This window comes from Paenibacillus ihuae, from assembly GCF_001368795.1.
GTDB lineage: Bacteria > Bacillota > Bacilli > Paenibacillales > Paenibacillaceae > Paenibacillus_AQ > Paenibacillus_AQ ihuae.
This window is the reverse complement of record NZ_LN831198.1, coordinates 3,207,747-3,225,653: the sequence shown is the minus strand read 5'-3', so window position 1 is coordinate 3,225,653 and position 17,907 is coordinate 3,207,747. Positions and strand designations below refer to the sequence as shown.

General features: G+C 50.9%; 16 protein-coding genes and 3 pseudogenes. 15 read left to right on the top strand and 4 right to left on the bottom strand.

Annotated elements, in window-relative coordinates; genetic code table 11:
- The 8 genes and pseudogenes from AQR02_RS34300 to AQR02_RS14710 all read left to right on the top strand — a co-directional run.
- Positions 1-249: pseudogene (locus AQR02_RS34300) on the top strand (sugar ABC transporter permease); the annotation flags it as partial.
- 44 nt (positions 250-293) lie between these two features.
- Positions 294-1,796, top strand: coding sequence for an extracellular solute-binding protein (locus AQR02_RS14740; protein WP_054941124.1), 1,503 nt, complete (start codon positions 294-296; stop codon positions 1,794-1,796).
- A gap of 85 nt (positions 1,797-1,881) precedes the next feature.
- Positions 1,882-2,805 carry a pectinesterase family protein gene (locus AQR02_RS14735; RefSeq protein ID WP_054941123.1) on the top strand — a complete coding sequence of 308 codons (924 nt, stop codon included), beginning with the start codon at positions 1,882-1,884 and terminating at the stop codon, positions 2,803-2,805.
- A gap of 38 nt (positions 2,806-2,843) precedes the next feature.
- Positions 2,844-4,001, top strand: coding sequence for a glycoside hydrolase family 88/105 protein (locus tag AQR02_RS14730; RefSeq protein WP_054941122.1), 1,158 nt, complete (start codon positions 2,844-2,846; stop codon positions 3,999-4,001).
- A complete protein-coding gene (locus tag AQR02_RS14725) occupies positions 3,985-5,349 on the top strand; it encodes a glycoside hydrolase family 28 protein (protein ID WP_054941121.1) in 1,365 nt (454 codons plus the stop codon). Before AQR02_RS14730 ends, AQR02_RS14725 begins: the two co-directional genes overlap by 17 nt.
- Positions 5,350-5,361: 12 nt before the next feature.
- Entirely contained in the window at positions 5,362-6,258 is an 897-nt protein-coding gene (locus AQR02_RS14720) for a dienelactone hydrolase family protein (RefSeq protein WP_054941120.1), read from the top strand.
- Positions 6,259-6,525: 267 nt separating this feature from the next.
- Entirely contained in the window at positions 6,526-8,091 is a 1,566-nt protein-coding gene (locus tag AQR02_RS14715) for a glycoside hydrolase family 43 protein (protein ID WP_054942112.1), read from the top strand.
- Positions 8,092-8,224: 133 nt separating this feature from the next.
- Positions 8,225-9,210 (top strand): annotated as a pseudogene (locus AQR02_RS14710) (aldo/keto reductase).
- Positions 9,211-9,363: 153 nt separating this feature from the next.
- Here AQR02_RS14710 and AQR02_RS14705 read toward each other — a convergent pair.
- On the bottom strand, positions 9,364-9,585 hold the full coding sequence (locus AQR02_RS14705; protein ID WP_054941119.1) for a hypothetical protein: 222 nt from the start codon (positions 9,583-9,585) through the stop codon (positions 9,364-9,366).
- Positions 9,586-9,825: 240 nt separating this feature from the next.
- On the opposite strand from AQR02_RS14705, the gene AQR02_RS14700 reads away from it, so the two are divergent.
- The 3 genes and pseudogenes from AQR02_RS14700 to AQR02_RS14685 all read left to right on the top strand — a co-directional run.
- Positions 9,826-10,665: a DegV family protein gene (locus tag AQR02_RS14700; protein WP_054941118.1), complete on the top strand. Its 840-nt coding sequence runs from the start codon at positions 9,826-9,828 to the stop codon at positions 10,663-10,665.
- A 136-nt stretch (positions 10,666-10,801) separates the two neighbouring features.
- Positions 10,802-11,155, top strand: coding sequence for a hypothetical protein (locus AQR02_RS14695; protein ID WP_054941117.1), 354 nt, complete (start codon positions 10,802-10,804; stop codon positions 11,153-11,155).
- Positions 11,156-11,413: 258 nt separating this feature from the next.
- Positions 11,414-11,762, top strand: a pseudogene (locus tag AQR02_RS14685) (LD-carboxypeptidase); the annotation flags it as partial.
- A gap of 59 nt (positions 11,763-11,821) precedes the next feature.
- Here the strand turns inward: AQR02_RS14685 and AQR02_RS14680 are convergent.
- The 3 genes from AQR02_RS14680 to AQR02_RS14670 form a co-directional block, all read right to left on the bottom strand.
- Entirely contained in the window at positions 11,822-12,109 is a 288-nt protein-coding gene (locus AQR02_RS14680; protein ID WP_054941114.1) for a YxcD family protein, read from the bottom strand.
- Positions 12,109-12,534 carry a hypothetical protein gene (locus tag AQR02_RS14675; RefSeq protein WP_054942111.1) on the bottom strand — a complete coding sequence of 142 codons (426 nt, stop codon included), beginning with the start codon at positions 12,532-12,534 and terminating at the stop codon, positions 12,109-12,111. Before AQR02_RS14675 ends, AQR02_RS14680 begins: the two co-directional genes overlap by 1 nt.
- A gap of 184 nt (positions 12,535-12,718) precedes the next feature.
- On the bottom strand, positions 12,719-13,297 hold the full coding sequence (locus tag AQR02_RS14670) for a beta-class carbonic anhydrase (protein WP_054941113.1): 579 nt from the start codon (positions 13,295-13,297) through the stop codon (positions 12,719-12,721).
- A gap of 510 nt (positions 13,298-13,807) precedes the next feature.
- On the opposite strand from AQR02_RS14670, the gene AQR02_RS14665 reads away from it, so the two are divergent.
- From AQR02_RS14665 to ffh, 4 genes are all read left to right on the top strand, one after another.
- The gene (locus tag AQR02_RS14665; RefSeq protein ID WP_054941112.1) at positions 13,808-15,325 is read left to right on the top strand and encodes a carboxypeptidase M32; all 1,518 of its coding nucleotides are present in this window, start codon (positions 13,808-13,810) and stop codon (positions 15,323-15,325) included.
- A 55-nt stretch (positions 15,326-15,380) separates the two neighbouring features.
- Positions 15,381-16,028, top strand: coding sequence for a PAQR family membrane homeostasis protein TrhA (trhA, locus tag AQR02_RS14660; RefSeq protein ID WP_054941111.1), 648 nt, complete (start codon positions 15,381-15,383; stop codon positions 16,026-16,028).
- Positions 16,029-16,175: 147 nt separating this feature from the next.
- Positions 16,176-16,532, top strand: coding sequence for a putative DNA-binding protein (locus AQR02_RS14655; protein ID WP_054941110.1), 357 nt, complete (start codon positions 16,176-16,178; stop codon positions 16,530-16,532).
- 21 nt (positions 16,533-16,553) lie between these two features.
- Positions 16,554-17,907 (top strand): signal recognition particle protein (ffh, locus tag AQR02_RS14650; RefSeq protein ID WP_082451856.1); only part of this gene is annotated, 1,354 nt, incomplete at its 3' end.

Genomic DNA, 17,907 nt, shown 5'->3' with positions numbered 1-17,907 from the left:
ATTACCCTGCTGATTCTCAAAATCGGCAGCACGCTGGATCTTGGCTTTGAACATATGTATCTGCTGCTCAACTCGCTCAACCGCGAAGTGGCCGAAATTTTTGACACCTATATTTATACTGCGGGCTTGAAGAACGGACAATTAAGCTTCAGTACCACTGTGGGGTTGTTCAAAGGTGTGGTCGGTCTAATCCTGGTCATGGCCTCCAACAGGCTGGCTAAAAGAATGGGCGAAGACGGCGTATATTAAGGCAGTGTCTATGAATCTATTAACTTATTTAAAGGAGAAGTGTTATGACAAAAAGATGGGTCAGTCTACTTGCAAGTGTTACCGTACTTACCACAGTGCTATCGGGGTGCGGCGGGGATAAAGAAGCGGCTAAGAACGCAGCCGTAGCGGATGAAGATACACCGCTGGAGCTAACCTGGCTGAATATTCTGCACACGGCGTCACCGCCAACAGATACCATTAAGAAGCTGCTTGAGGATTATACCAATACGAAGCTCACCTTCAACTGGGTGCCTGATGCGTCCAAGGAGGAACGGATCACTACGGCGCTGGCTTCCGGCGAGCTTGCCGATATCGTAACCTTAACGATGATGAGTAACTCTTCGGTAAGAAGCTCCTTGAAATCGGGCTTGTTCTGGGATGTAGGTCCTTACATCGGTGACTATGACAACTTGGCCAAAATCGCTCCGGAAATCCGCGCTGCGGCTTCCATCGAAGGGGTGCTGTACGGGGTTCCATTCCAGAAGAATCTGGCGCGCTCCGGCTTGATTTTCCGCAAAGACTGGCTGGATAAGCTTGGACTGCCGGTCCCGACCACGCTGGACGAGGTATATGAAATTGCCCGCGCCTTCACAGAGGATGACCCGGACGGCAACGGCATTGACGACACGACCGGCTTCGGCGACAGATCTGACCTGAGATACAGCAGCTTCAAAACGCTCAGTTCCTACTTCGGCACACCAAATGGCTGGAAGGTGGATGACAGCGGCAAGTTCACACCGGAATTTGATACTCAGGAATATATAAATACGATGAATTTTTCCAAAAAGCTGTATGAAAACGGATACTTGGCCCAGGACTTTGCTGTTACGGCCAAAACCGACCAGCAGCAGCAGTTCGCCCAAGGCAAAACCGGAATTTACACCGGTATGGTCGATATCTCCAGCCTAAGAACACTGGCGCAGGATCTGCAGGAGGGTCTTGAACTCGTACCGGTTAACAAAATATCAAACGGTGACGGACAGTATCACATCTGGTCAGAAGGCAGCGGGGTCGGAGGTCTGATGGCATTCCCGAAATCCGAAGTCAAAACCGAAGCGGAGCTGAAACGGCTGCTGCAGTTCGTCAATGACCTGATCGATGAGGAAGCATTTATGCTGATGACCGGCGGTATTGAAGGCACACACTATGAATATGATGAGAACGGCGCTTATAAAGTTCTGAATACCGAGCTATGGCAGGCCGATGTTCAGCCTTTCTCCTCCAGCAGACCAAGTGAAATTGCCTATACGCTCAAGGATGCCAACCCTGAGAAGCAGCTCGCGAATGAGCTGATCCGTGAAAATGACAAGTTTGCTGTTCTTGATCCTACCGTTCCGCTGGACTCAGCCACGAACAATGAACAAGGAACAGAGCTGGCGAAGATCATCACCGACGCTACGTTCAAATACATTATGGGACAAGCGACCGAAGCGGACTTCAAGAAAGCGGTACAGACCTGGAAGGATTCGGGCGGTACCAAGATTACTGAAGAGTACGAAGCGGCCTATAAGCTGACCCAGAAGTAAGCATTACGCTTGTACAGGCGGGCCCACCCTTCACAGGTGGGTTCGTTTTGACGGAAAAGCGGCAGGTGTTCCCGGAGGTGAAGAGATGAGAACGATTTGGGTTAGCAAGAGCGGAGGCGGAGACTTCACCTCAGTTCAAGCTGCAATAAACAGCATCCCTGAGACGGCGGATGAGACGGTTCTGTTCATTGAACCGGGAGTGTATCAGGAGAAGCTCCGGATTCATAAACCGGACTTGCGGCTGTATGGTGTAGGTGAGGTTAGACTGGTGTATGACGACTATGCGCCAAAGCCGAACAGTGACGGTGCGCCGATGGGCACATTTGCCTCGTGCAGCACTTACATTACCGGTGATAACATCCGGGTGGAAAATATTATTTTCGAGAATACAGCTGGGGAGAGCGGCAAGGTTGGGCAGGCGGTGGCGCTGTATGTGGATGCCGACAAAGCTGTGTTTAAGAATTGCTCGTTCCTGGCGGCACAGGATACGCTGTATCTGGCGAAACCGAAGGAAGAGAAGCAGAACAGAAGCGGACGTAATTATTTTGAGCATTGCCGGATTGCCGGTGATATTGATTTTATTTTTGGCTCGGCAACGGCGTATTTTGAGGAATGTGAAATCATCAGTCTGAATGTGCAAAAGGAAATCAACGGCTATATTACCGCAGCCGCTACGCCGGAGGATAAAGAGGCAGGTTTTGTGTTTCACCGGTGCCGGCTGGTCAGCGATGCGGCTGCAAATAGTGTGTATCTGGGAAGACCATGGCGTGACTATGCGCAGACGGTATTCATTGATTGCTGGATGGGCGGGCATATCCGCCGTGAGGGCTGGGACGACTGGGGCAAGCCCAGTGTGAATCATACGGTTTATTATGCTGAGTATGGCAATAACGGACCCGGCGCGGACACGGATGCACGTGTCTCCTGGTCTAAGCAGCTGCAGGAGCAGGAGGCCGGGCGTTTCACGCTGGAGGATGTCTTCGGCGGAGATACGGACTGGACGCGCTGAGGATTTTACTATTTTCACTATATTGAGGAGGTTAGCAGATGGGGAAGCAGTGGGCTGTCAGAACGGCGGAGTCGATCATGGAACGTCTGCCGAGGCTGTATCAGGATAAAGGCTACAACGGGAAATGGTCTTACGATTACGGAGTGGTCTTGAAGGGCTTTGAGCTTCTGTGGAAGCAGACAGGCGACCGTAAATACTTCGATTACATCGCTGACAATATGAATTACTTCATTCAGGAGGACGGCGACATCTGCGGATACCGCCAGGACGAATACAATATCGACCATATCAATAACGGCAAATTACTGTTCACGCTGTATGCGGAGACGGGCCTTGAGAAATACAGGCTTGCGGCAGATTCCCTGCGGGAGCAGCTGCGGACTCATCCCCGGACAAGCGAGGGGGCGTTCTGGCATAAGAGCATCTATCCGTATCAGATTTGGCTTGACGGCTTATACATGGGCTCTCCGTTCTATTTGCAGTACCTGCTGGCTTTTGAAGCGGGGCAGGGTATGGAGGACGTGACGAAGCAGTTTATTTTGTGCGAAAAGCATACCAAAGATCCGGCTACCGGGCTGCTGTTTCATGCCTGGGATGAACAGATGGTGCAGCCGTGGTGCGATCCGGAAACGGGCCTGTCAGCGAATTTCTGGGGCCGCTCGATGGGCTGGTATCTGATGGCACTGGTGGATGTGCTGGAGCTGCTGCCGGAGGACCATGCAGATTATGCTGAACTGGTACGCATTCTGCGGAATACTTTAACCGCCCTGGAGAAATTCCAGGATGCTGAAGCCGGTGTGTGGTATCAGGTGGTTGATCTCGGAGAGCGTAAAGGCAACTATCTGGAAGCATCCGCTTCCAGCATGATCGTGTATGCAATCGGCAAAGGTATCCGTTTAGGTATACTGGGTGCAGGCTGGAACGCTGTGCTGGACCGTGCCTATGCCGGATTAATCACGGAATTTGTGCTGGAGACCAAGGAAGGCTGGGTCAATCTGAACAAAAACTGTCGGGTTGCCGGGCTGGGCGGTGCCGATAAACGCGATGGAACGTACGCCTACTATATCAGTGAGCCGATTATTACCAATGACCAGAAGGGCGTCGGCGCTTTTCTGCAGGCTTGTGCTGAATATGAACATTTAAGAGCAGGGCAGCTGGCTGCGGAAAAGGGAGGATCACATGCAGCAGGTATATAATATTGTTGACTTTGGAGCGCAGCGGGATAGCGGGATACCGGCGACGTCAGCCATTAGAGAGGCAATTACAGCGGCAAGTCTGGCCGGAGGCGGGACCGTGTATATTCCGGCAGGGCGGTATCTGAGCGGCGCGATTCTGCTGGAGAGCAACATTGAGCTGAACTTAAGTCCCGGCGCAATCCTCTCCTTCAGTACCGATCCGGCCGATTATCCGGTTGTAGAGTCCAGATGGGAAGGTGTGCGGCAGCAGGTCTATGCTTCATGTATTTACGGCAGCGACCTTGTTAATATCTCGATAACCGGTAGCGGAACCCTTGAAGGCAACGGAGCGCCATGGTGGGATGTCTTCCGGAACCGCCGCCAGGAGCTGGAGTATCCCCGCCCTAAGCTGATCAGCTTCGACCGCTGTGCACGTGTAACGATTAAGGACGTCACACTGCAGAACTCGCCCAGCTGGACGATTAATCCCATAGAGTGCAGCAATATTACGGTGGACAATGTTTCAATTCTGAATCCGGCGGATTCTCCGAATACGGATGGGATCAATCCGGAGTCCTGCTCGGGTGTGCGCATCAGTAACTGCAGCATTGACGTTGGGGATGACTGCATTGCCATTAAGGCCGGAACCGAGGATACCAAGGACCGGATTCCTTGTGAGAATATTACGATTACGGGCTGCACCATGGCCCACGGACATGGCGGTGTGGTGCTTGGCAGCGAGATGAGCGGAGATATCCGCAATGTTGTGATCAGTAACTGCATCTTCAAAGAGACCGACCGCGGCATCCGTATGAAGTCTCGGCGCGGCCGGGGCGGGATCATCGAAGACATCCGCATTTCCAATATTGTGATGGACCATGTATTGTGTCCGTTTACGATGAATCTGTATTATTTCTGCGGGCCGCGCGGCAAGGAGAAGTACGTCTGGGATAAGAATCCTTACCCGGTAACCGCAGAGACACCTTGCTTCCGGCGGATACATTTTGCCAATATTACCGCACGGAATGTACACGCCTCCGCCGGCTTTCTGTACGGTCTGGCAGAGCAGTACGTCTCCGAGGTTACTTTCAGCAACGTGGATATTTCTATGGCGGAGAACGCGGTCCCGGGCCACCCGGATATGATGACCGGCATGGAGAGTATGAAAAACCGCGGCTTCTACCTTGGCAATGTACGGGATGTGAAGTTTCAGCAGGTTACAGTAGAGAATCATGTAGGACCTGCTTTCTATATTGAGAACGGAGACGAGGTGGACCTTATTCACTGCCAATCCCGGAATACACACAAGCCGGAGCAGCTGGTGGAACGGGTAACCCTTTCCCAGCCTGACTTGAATCTACAGGGATAGGAAGGTGCCCGTATGGATGGCCAAAAAGATCAGTTAGAAGCTTTGCTGGGTGATCTGCCCCAGCCTGGACCCATTGAGGCGGTGCTGTTGAAACAGGAGGTTCATGAAGGCTACCGCCTGGAATCCCTGCTGCTCGATTTGAATGGCATAGAGCGGGTGCCGGCTTCTGTTGCGAAGCCGCTTGAAGGGGACGGCCCCTTTCCGATTGTGCTGTTCAATCACTCGCATGGCGGGGATTACAGTAATGGCCGCAAGGAATTAATCCGCAGCAGCCCTTACCTGCAGCAGCCTTCGTTCGCCAAGACGCTTACGGATATGGGATACGCGGTCTGCTGCATTGACATGTGGGGCTTCAATGAGCGCGGCGGCAAGAGTGAAAGCGAGCTGGTGAAAGAAATGCTCTGGCAGGGAAAGGTCCTGTGGGGCATGATGCTGTATGATAGCCGCCGGATGCTGGACTATATGTGCTTCCGCTCAGATATCGATGCTTCCAGAATCGGAACGGTTGGCATGTCCATGGGTGGCCTTATGGCCTGGTGGCTGGCTGCACTGGATGAACGGATCAAGGTAACCGTGGATATCTGCGGGCAGGTAGATGCCCAGACTTTAATCGCCAAACGTGGACTGGATCATCACGGTTTCTATTCCTACGTCCCCGGATTGCTTAAGTATTATACGACCCTGGACATTCAGCAGCGGATTGTTCCGCGGGCGCGGATGAGCTTGAACGGCAGGAGTGACCGGATGTGTCCGGCCGAAGGGGTCAGCCTGCTCGCGGATGGCCTTGCCGAAGCTTACCGGAAGGCTGGTCATCCGGAGCATTGGCAGAATGTCACGGCAACAGGAGGCCATATGGAGACACTGGAAATGCGTGTGGCCTGGCAGTCCTTTTTGGCGGCTCATTTGTAGGGAAGCCGGTGAAGCTTCGAGTTAGGCGGAGACGAAGTGAGGTCCTGATCCAATAGTTTGATTTTGATTGAAAGGGAATGAAGTGGAGAAATTCCACTTTGACGGAGTGAACTTAAGAATCTAACTTTTTGTCAAGGAGATATCCTTGACCTGCAGAGACTTCCCCAGTCAGCTTGCCATGATTATTAAGTATTTTTAGTTCAGCTTATTTAGATCATTCACTGTAAGTACAACAAATTTGGAAAGGCGGCCAGTGAAATGACTGCTATGATCAGAAATCCGGTCTTGCCCGGCTTTAATCCGGACCCGTGTATCCTGCGTGTCGGGGAGACTTATTATATTGCTGTCTCATCGTTTGAGTGGCTGCCCGGAATCCGGGTATATCAGTCCGGCAATCTGGCAGAGTGGGAGTATTGTACTGATATTCTGACCTCACAGGTTGACCTGAGGGGGAATCCGAGGAACGGCAGCATCTGGGCGCCGCAGCTCAGCTATCATGATAATCTGTTCTACCTGCTGTATACGGATGTTAAGAGTAGCAAACGCCCGTTCAAGGACTGCCACAATTATCTCATGACGGCACCTTCTGTGGAGGGCCCGTGGTCGCAGCCGGTCTATCTGAACAGCAGCGGCTTTGACCCTTCCCTGTTCCATGATCGAGACGGGCGTAAATGGCTGCTGAATGCCCTGTGGGACTACCGCATTCTGGAAGGCAATAAATCCAGCGGTATTGTGATGCAGGAGTATGACCCTGCGGAGCAGAAGCTGATCGGCCAGCCGGTCAAGCTGTTCGACTGTACGCCGCTGAAGAAGACCGAGGCGCCGCATATCTACAAGCAAAACGGCTACTACTACCTGATCACCGCCGAAGGCGGAACGGGTTCAGGTCATGCGGTAACCGTGGCCCGTTCCCCGGAGCTTGCCGGCCCTTATGAAGTGGATCCGCGTAATCCGATGCTCACCTCACGGAATAACCCTGAACTGCCGCTGCAGTGTGCCGGACACGGCAGCCTGGTGCAGACACCGGGCGGGCAGTGGTATATGGCTCATCTATGTACCCGTCCGGTGGACGGGAAGTATGCCATTCTGGGGCGTGAAACTGCGCTGCAGCAGGTGTATTGGGACGAAGAGGGCTGGCTGCGTCTCAGTGCCGGCGGTAATGAGCCGCAGATGGAGCTTCCGGCACCGGAGGGAGTACTCTCCCTGAATGGACCGGTCCGCAGCATGTTATTTGAAGACAGCTTTGACGGTCTGCAGCTGAAGAAAGAGTGGAATACACTGCGGATTCTCGCGGACGACAGCTGGTGCTCGCTGAAGGAGCGGCCCGGTTATCTCCGGATCACGGCAGGAGAGTCTGTGCAAAGCCTGTTCAGGCATCATATCCTGGCCATCCGCCAGCGTGATATTCATTTCCGCGTGGAGACCACGCTTGACTATCAGCCGCGCAATTATCTGCAGATGGCCGGGCTGATGCTGTACTTAAATGACGAGAATTATCTCTATGCTTATGTAACCTACGAGCAGGAGCAGGGCCGGGTGCTGCGGCTGATGAAATGCGCTTCGGACAGCTTCAGCTATGAACCCGAAGCTATCCCGTTTACCGGAGATAAGCCGGTTCATCTGGCTGTATCGGCTGAAGGCGCCACCGGGCAATTCTATTATCGCACCGGTGATGAAGCGGAGTGGGCCGTTCTGTACTCGAAGCAGGAGCTTGGCTTCCTCTCCGGCGGGTTTACCGGTAATTTCATCGGCATTGCTGCGCATGACATGGGGCAATTCGCCGGAAGCTACGCCGATTTCTCCAGTTTCCGGTATGAAGGCAAAGATCAATAGAACATAAGAATAACAGCGGGATGAACGGTGGAAGCGCCGGTCATCCTTTTTGCTTTTTGCTGATTGGCGGAGTAATGTGAATAATTGAGAAGTTAATTATAAGATTATTCTTTTAGGAGAGGCGGAAATGAAGATGAACATGAGAATACTAGGCCGTGAAGGGCTGCAGGTATCGGCGCTTGGACTTGGCTGTATGGGCATGTCCGATTTCTACAGCGGGCGGGATGATCAGGAGTCGATCCGCACGATCTACCGCGCCTTTGATTTGGGCGTTACCTTCCTGGATACTGCAGACATGTACGGTGTGGGCAAAAATGAAGAGCTGGTCGGCAAAGCGGTTAAAGGCCGCCGTAACGATGTGATTATTGCAACCAAATTTGGCAATGTGCGCAGCGCGGACGGAAGAATGCTCGGAATCAACGGCCGCCCGGAGTATGTGAAGTCTGCCTGTGATGCCAGTCTCCGCCGCCTGGGTGTCGATCATATTGACCTCTATTACCAGCACAGGGTAGATCCGAACACACCCATTGAAGAAACTGTCGGCGCAATGGCGGATTTGGTACAAGCAGGCAAAATCCGCTACATTGGCTTATCTGAAGCCGGAGCGGGAACGATCCGCCGGGCGCACAGTGTACATCCGGTTTCTGCATTGCAGACTGAATACTCGCTCTGGAGCCGGGATGTGGAGGATGAAATCCTGCCGGTATGCCGCGAGCTCGGCATCGGCTTCGTGCCTTACAGCCCGCTCGGAAGAGGCTTCCTCACCGGACAGATCCGTTCGTTCGAAGACCTGGCAGAAGATGATTACCGCCGGAATTCCCCGCGTTTCCAGGGCGACAATTTCAACAAGAACCTGGAGCTTGTAGAGCGGATCAAACAGATTGCTGCGGAGCAAGAGGTTCAGCCGTCACAGCTGGCATTAGCCTGGCTGCTGGCCCAGGGTGAAGATATTGTGCCGATACCCGGCACCAAGCGGACGAAGTATCTGGAAGAGAATGTTGGAGCACTGGCTATCGTACTGAGTGAAGCGGATTTGCAGCGGATTAACGAAGTTGCCCCGAAGGGGCTGCTGCCGGAACCCGCTATCCGGAGCAGGGGATGAAAAGTGTAAGCCTGTAATTCCGCAGGCAGACGTTGGATGTTCAAGATAACATGCAAAGCAGCGCTCCCCCTGTTAGGGAGGAGCGCTGCTTTGCATATTTGACAAAATAGCGGCCAGGATACCTCAATCAGCCGTTAATAGCTTGCCAGAGACAACCTTGTCGCTATGCATTATTGCTTTTTAGGGTCTTTATCTTTCGGTGACACTCTGGCCGGACGGACGACCCAGTTGCTGCGGTTCATCGGCTTTACAGTATCGATCCGCGGATTAGACTCCTTCTGGATGTCTGCAGTAGAGGCTTCCGCCTCTGCGGAGCCCTTTTCCGGATTGCTCCGCTTCGCCAGACCCCCGCCGTTATGCTTGCCTTTGTTCCATACTCTGTTCTTGCCCACACGTTACACTCCATTTCTATATGCTGATTTATCAACCATATCACAATAAGGAAAGTGATGAAAGAACCAGTTAAACCGGGTAATTAAGTGTATAACACGAATGAAATAGGGAGAAAAAGGGGAATATACCTTTTTTAGTTGTGGAAGCATAAAAACGTTTTTTTGACAAGTTATAAAATGTACTATTGATATCCTGTACCCGTGCCTATAATGGTATAGAATTGAAAGGAGTGTACCCTGATGCCCATCAAGATTATTACGGATAGCGGTTCCGATTTACCCCTTGAGTATGTTGAGAAGTATGGTGTTACGATCGTACATCTGCCCGTTCATTTCGGGGATGAACTAATGCCTGAGAACACGTCCACCAAAGATTTTTATACTAAGATGGTTAACTCCAAGGAGCTGCCGACTACAGCTAGTCCAAGTCCGCAGAGTTTCCTCGAAAAGTTCAAAGAAGTGGAAGCAGGCACAGATATCATGGTTATCTGCATGTCCTCCAATATCAGCAGTACTTATCAGACCGCAATGATTGCCAAGGAAATGTACGAAGAAGAAGGATTTCCGAACGCAATTGAAATTATAGATTCGAAGAGATTCTCCGGAGGCCTGTCGCTTATTGTGGCAACGGCGGCGAGATTATCGCTTACTTGCAGCAGTATGGCAGAACTAAAGGAAATGGTGCTTACCCAAATCCGGGAAACAACGGCATACTTCACGCTGGATACACTGGAAAATGTCATTAAAGGCGGAAGGCTGAACCGTTTGTCGGGTGCCGTAGCATCCGTGCTGAACATTAAGCTGCTGCTCAAAATCAGCGACGAGGGTATCGTAGAGGTAGTGGAAAAAACTCGCGGGCTGCCAAAGGCGCTGAATCATCTGCTGGCAAAGCTGGATGAGAAGTCATTCGATTATGAGAAAGCGGCCATTGCCATCGTCCACAGTAATTGCGAGAAGCTGGCGCTTGAAATCAAAGGCCGGATTCTTGAAAAGCACCCCTTCAAAGAGATTGTTTTCTCCAGCATGGGCTCGGTGATGGGGACTTATGCCGGTGAAGGCGGGATCGGAGTAGCTTTTTAGGCTGCTGCCACCCTTTTATAATCCATTCCAAACCGTACCTGGCCACCTGCCGTTGTACGGTTTTTTTGGCGATTAGGCACTATCGTATAGGCATCTGCATAGAATGGAGCAAATCCATTTACGGAGGTCAAACCTTATGTCGACATATAATACGGGTCAGCCATCAACGGTTATTTATCAAGCTGATCCAGCGGTTGTCCAGCATTTGCACGGTGTACGCGAATCCCTGCACCATTCCTGCAAGCCATACTTAAACCACAAAGTGAAGGTGCAGACTATTGACGGAATGATGCATGAGGGCATCATTGCCGGGATGGACAGCAAACATATGTACCTGATGGTTACAGTCACTACCGATCAGGCACGCGGGTTCTATAACCCGTACTACAAACCGTATCCGGGACTGGGATATCCTTACCCTGGACCTATAAACAACAACGTCATTCTGCCGCTGGTGCTGTTCGAACTGCTCGCGATTTCTTTAATCTAATGAATTGACGGCACAGGTCAATCAGACAACAGACATGAACCAGTTCAGCGGCTGTGTGCCGCATGACCGGTCATGTCTGTTTGTGTTTATAAAGGGTAGATCTGCCTGTCTTAAACTCTCCGCTTCTGGTAAGGCCCGCAAGATGATAAACTGGGAAGAAAAGCTGAAATATACAGAAGGTGGGATCGGAATGATTACATACCCGGTGTTCATACAGGAGCGGCAATCGGGGTGACTGCATCGTCTTATGGAGTAGATCAAGGGCGCTTGCTCGGCGGGTGCATAGATGTTATCTATAATCTGGTATCTGGAAAACTGTGAGCTGAATACCGCGGATGTCCGCAGATCCCTTGTTCAAATGAGATATGCAGGCTGGTTCGATAACTGTTCCGGAATTCTGTTCGGGCGCAGCGGAGGTAATCAGCCGGTTGATGATTATACAGCAGAAGATCTCTACCGTGATCTTTCAGAGGAACTGCAGCTGCCGGTCATTTATGAGATGGATTTCGGACATGTCCCTCCGCAGATGACGCTGATTAATGGTGCCTATGCCGAGGTAGAAGTTGTGAGCGGCCGAGGTACTCTTAAGCAATATTTCCGCGAATAGTGTACATAGACCAAAGAGACAGCCCGGCGGGCTGTCTCTTTGGTGTGCTTGCTGTAGGTTTACGTATTCACAATAGCGGTGATTTCCTCATCCAGGTCCAGCCGCACATCTTCACGGTAGGCGCGGATGCCGTATTCACTATGCATGTAGCGGAGAATGGCTTCAATCATATTGGACTCTACAAGATACTGGCTTCGCCCCTGGATCCAGACTTCGGCGGTATAGCCGGTATCTTCCTCCCAGCTAAGCTCCACCTGCACGTCCTGGACACGTACCGCTTTGCGCTCAGCCATATGCAGGCAGATGGCATTGATGATTTCATCCATACTAAGAACGGTAGTTGGCATTAGTAGCGGCTGTTCCTTTCTTCAAATCTGCGTCTTTCTCTTCTGCGTCGGAAGAAGGACATGATCAGCATCACTACAAGGTAGATGGCGAGCATATTAATCAAGAATCCGAGAATATTACCGAAGGCACCCATCCCGGCGAACATGCTGCCGAAGAGGAAGCCGGCGAGTCCGCCGATCATTAACCCCTTCATTAAGCTCCCGCCGCTGAAGAATCCCCGTTTTGCAGTCGAACCGGCAGTTCCTGCCGGAGTGCCTTTGGTGCTATCACTTTTTTTCACGTTGTCCGTAGTTGATTTTTTGGGAGTCGTGGTAAAGCCGCGGCTTCCGGATTTGAACCCTCCGCGTCTCGCATCTGCGAAATCGGGAACGGTAACAGCAAAGAACAGGGTAAAAGCCATTACGATCATCATTACACGTTTCATGGATTTCATTTAGTACAAGTACCCTCCTAAAGGTTGTCTTGAAATTTTGTGGTTCTGTCCAGTAATACGTAGTATGCCCTAGGAGGTTTCAATTTTAATTAAAAATTATTACAAGTGAATACGTACCTGAAGTCAGTTTAGACAAAAAAAAGTGCGTGGACTCAGGTCCACGCAAACAGCAGTTTCAGAGAGTTGCCTTGTTCTCCACATACCCGTCCGAGACAAGTTCAAGCGCTCCGGTAGCCGGATCAATGATCATGCCATGCACAGGAATGTTTGGGGGGAGTAAGGGATGGCGCTTAATCAGCTCCACAGTCTGAATTACCCCTTCTTCCACATTGTCAAACCCGCGCAGCCATTTGGTTAGTTTGATTCCTGAGTTCTCCAGCGTGGACAGCACTTCTTCGGAAACACCGCGTTCTTTGATCGAATTGATCATTTTATCCGCGTTCAGTGAAGCCATGCCGCATTCATAGTGTCCGACCACAATCACTTCATCCGCGTCCAGTTCGTACAGTGCAACCATTACGCTGCGCATAACCGATCCGAAAGGCTGGGAGATGATGGCACCGGCGTTTTTGATGATTTTGACATCACCATTTTTGAAATTCATCGCTTTCGGCAAAAGCTCTACCAGCCGTGTATCCATACACGTGATGATAATCATTTTTTTATCCGGAAAGCGGCTGGTCAGATAGGCTTCATATTCTTTCTTCTCTACAAAGTCCTTATTAAAATTCAAAATATCCGATATTTGAGTCATGATCATTATTCCTCCTAAAAGTTTTTTTGTGTATCTTCTTTAGCAAAAATAATTTATTGAGCCTTTACGTATGTACGTAAGGTCTAACGCGCTGTTGTTCCGCAAAAATTTCCTGCAGGATTTGAGGATACCGTAATTTTGTGAATTGCTGCCGGGCGTAAATGAACTGGCGATCAGGAACATTCATTCCATCGCAGCCGGAGCCCTCCACATCAACAATAGTTTAAAAAAACCAGGCTTCCCGCCAAGTCTCTCCGGCAGCTTCCTCTCTGCCAGCGGCGTAACTTGAATGTTCATGTTCTGTTCACGCTCCTTGAGTATGTGTGATTAAATGAAATATTTCAAATTTGAAGCTGAACGCTTTGAAATGATTATACGGATTCTAATTAACACACGTCAATATCCCCGAATATTTCTAGATTTATCATGATGCTGGCGCGGTTGATTATACTGATCTAAAAAAGTATCATCAAGAGGAGTTAGCAAAACAGAGAAAGCAGGTGCGTAGGAATGGAACAAGCAGTAAAAGAAGAATGGGAGAAATTTCAGGAGCTCTTATCCAAAATCAGCGGCTATAACGAAGCTATCGGACTTCTTCATTGGGATTTGCGCACAGGTGCCCCGCGAAAGGGAGTAGAGGTCCGCTCGGGAACGATCGGTATGCTCTCCGGAGAACTGTTCAGACTGGAGACCTCGCCGGAGATGGGCGAATTTACTAAATTTTTCAGCCGTCCTGACGTTGCGAACCAGTTAAGTGATGCCCAGAACAAAATCGTTAAAGACTGCCTCAAGGAATATGAACGCAGCAAGAGCATTCCATCCAAAAGATTCGAGGAGTACTCCGTTCTGGCAGCCCATTCCGAGAGCATGTGGGAAGAAGCCAAGGAAAATGATGATTTTGCTTCCTTTGAGCCTTACTTAAGCAAGATTGTCGCCTTCAAACAGGAATTTATTGATTACTGGGGTGTCAAGGATACCCGCTATGATACGCTGCTTGATATGTACGAGCCTGATTTGACTGTCGCCAAAGTGGATGAAATCTTCGGCCGCCTGCGCGCCCGTCTTGTGCCGCTAGTAGAGGCGATTAGTGCTTCGCCTAACAAGCCTGATACCGAATTTTTGAGCCAAATCTACGCCAAAGAGCAGCAGGAGAAATTCGGCCTGTTCGTGCTGGAGCAGATGGGCTATGACTTCGAAGCAGGACGCCTTGATGAAAGCGTGCATCCGTTCGCTACCGGACTAAATCCGGGCGATGTGCGCATCACGACCAATTATTTGCTCGATAATGTAACAAGCGCGATTTTCAGCTCGCTCCATGAAGGCGGGCACGCCCTGTATGAGCAAAATATCAGCAAGGATCTGGTTGGTACACCGCTTGCTACCGGCACCTCCATGGGAATCCATGAATCCCAGTCGAGACTGTGGGAGAATATGATCGGCCGCAGCCGTGCTTTCTGGCAGCGTTACTATGGTGATCTGCAGCAGCATTTCCCTGAACAGCTGGCGAATGTTGAAGTAGAGCAGTTTTACCGCGCGATCAACAGTGTAGCCAATTCGTTTATCCGGATTGAAGCCGACGAGCTGACGTATAACCTGCACATCATTGTCCGTTATGAAATCGAAAAGCTTATTTTCAATGAAGGCCTTGAGGTTAAGGATCTGCCTAAGGTTTGGAATGCCAAATATCAGGAATACTTGGGCATCACCCCGCCTTCCAATGCGCTGGGCGTACTGCAGGATGTTCACTGGTCCGGCGGCGACTTCGGTTATTTTGCTTCCTACTCCCTGGGGAATATGTATGCGGCACAGATTCTGAATACGCTCCGCAAAGAGCTTCCGGAGTTCGACAGCCTGATTGCTGAAGGCAATCTGCTGCCGGTTAAGGAATGGCTGACGGATAAAATCTACCGCTTCGGCAAAAGCCTGACCCCTTCACAAATTATTGAGCAGGTAACCGGCGAGCCGCTGAACCCGGATTATCTGGCCGATTATCTGGAAGCGAAATATACGGAGCTCTACAAACTGTAATCCGGCTGCCAAACACGTTATAATAGAAGGAAACGCAAACGGAAGGATTTTTGTGATGGCAAATACTTATACTTACAGCCGCAGGGAAGAGGTGGCGAATGCAATTACGCACGGTATCGGTACGGTACTGAGTGTAGCTGCGCTGGTCCTGCTTGTTGTTTTTGCCAGTCTGAAGGGAACGGCCTGGCATGTGGTCAGCTTCTCCATTTACGGGACGACGATGCTGCTTCTGTATCTCAATTCCACACTGGTGCATAGTCTGCGGGAGGGCAAAGCTAAGGATTTATTCGAATTCTTTGACCATTCCTCGATTTATCTGTTTATTGCCGGCACCTATACGCCATTCCTGCTGGTGGCGATCCGTGGAACACTGGGCTGGAGCCTATTCGGCATCGTCTGGGGAGTAGCAATGTTCGGAGTGCTGTTCAAGGCTTTCTTCGTCAAAAAATTTCTGTTCATGTCTACCATCTTTTACATCGCCATGGGCTGGCTGATCGTCATCGCCTGGAATCCGCTCTCGGCATCTGTAGCCGGAGGCGGCATGACGCTGCTTATGGCCGGGGGGATCTTGTATACGCTCGGGACAGTCTTTTATGTATGGAGAGGCTTTCCGTTCCATCATGCAGTCTGGCATATGTTCGTGCTTGCCGGCAGTGTGACTCACTTCTTCGCAGTCCTGATTTACCTGCTGCCGATCCGCTAACTGCAGTGAAATAGCCACTAAATGATGCATTTTGCACACAAAAAAAGATGACAAGCAAAAAGGCTTGACATCTTTCTTTGTTTTCGGTATCATAAGGGACGTTGTGAAGCTGTAAAGTGTTTTTCCTTGACGAAGGGAGTGCCCTTAATGAGTCAGGAGAATAGGCTCGAGAAAACGAACCGGATCAACCTGTTATTCGCATTCTATGAACGGCTGCTTACTGATAAACAGCAAACGTTTCTGAAATATTATTTCCACGATGACTTCTCCCTGGGAGAGATCGCTGCGGAATTTGCAATCAGCCGGCAGGCCGTGTATGAGCATATCAAACGTGCCGAGCAGGTGCTGGAGAATTATGAAGAGAAACTTGGCCTATTAGCCAAACATGAAGACCGTAACCGATATTTAGAAGAACTGCGCAGACTGCCGGATAAGGAAATGCTGCCTGAGCAATATAATCAGCGGTTCACGGAGCTCGTGGATCGTCTGCAGAGGTTAGAGTAGCATGAAGGGAGACAGCCGCATATGGCATTTGAAGGTTTAAGCGGAAGATTGCAGAATGTGTTCAGCAAGCTGCGCGGCAAAGGTAAAGTATCCGAAGATGACGTAAACGAAGCCATGCGCGAAGTGCGGCTGGCGCTTCTGGAAGCCGATGTTAACTTCAAAGTAGTCAAGGACTTCGTGTCCAAGGTGAAGGAGAAGTCCATTGGCAAGGAAGTAATGGACAGCTTTACTCCCGGCATGGTTATCATCGACATCGTTAATAAGGAATTGACCGAGCTAATGGGCGGAAGCCAGGCGAAGCTGGCCAAGTCGAACAAGCCGCCGACCGTGATTATGATGGCGGGTCTGCAAGGGGCCGGTAAGACGACTACTTCAGGCAAGCTGGCCAAGCTGCTGCAGAAGGGCAATCACCGCCCGCTGCTCGTAGCCGGCGATATATACCGTCCGGCTGCGATCAAGCAGCTGCAGGTGCTGGGCGAACAGATTAAGGTTCCTGTATTCGCATTGGGGGATCAGGTTAGTCCGGTAGAGATTGCCAGACAAGCTGTCCAGCATGCGAAGGACAATAACCTCGATTATGTCATCATCGATACCGCAGGCCGCCTGCATATTGATGAAGCACTGATGGATGAGCTGAAGCAGATCCATACGGTTGTTAATCCGGATGAAGTACTGCTTGTAGTCGATGCTATGACCGGTCAGGATGCCGTCAACGTAGCTGACAGCTTCAACAAGCAGCTTGAGCTTACCGGTGTCGTGCTGACGAAGCTCGATGGCGACACCCGCGGTGGTGCGGCGTTGTCCGTCAAGGCCGTAACCGGCTGCCCGATCAAATTCGCTGCACTGGGCGAGAAGATCGACGCGCTGGAGCCGTTCCATCCGGAGCGGATGGCTTCGCGGATTCTCGGTATGGGCGACATGCTCTCTCTGATCGAGAAGGCTCAAGCCAACATTGACACCGAAAAAGCGAAGGAAATGGAACGTAAGATGCGTAATGCGGAATTTACGTTCGACGATTTCCTGGAGCAGATGGATCAGGTTAAGAAGCTTGGACCGATCGACCAGATTCTCGATATGCTGCCTGGCATGAACAAAGCCAAGGGCGTGAAGGACCTCAAGGTTGATGACAAGCAGATGGGCCGCGTCGAGGCGATTGTTCATTCCATGACCAAAGCCGAGAAAGCCCAGCCCGAGATCATTAACCACAACCGCCGCAAGCGTATTGCTGCCGGCAGCGGGACGAACGTCGCCGAGGTCAACCGCCTCATCAAGCAATTCGATGAGATGCGTAAGATGATGAAGCAGTTCTCCGGCATGATGGGCGGCGGAGGCAAGGGCGGCAAGAAAAACGCCATGAAGCAGCTTAAGAGTCTTG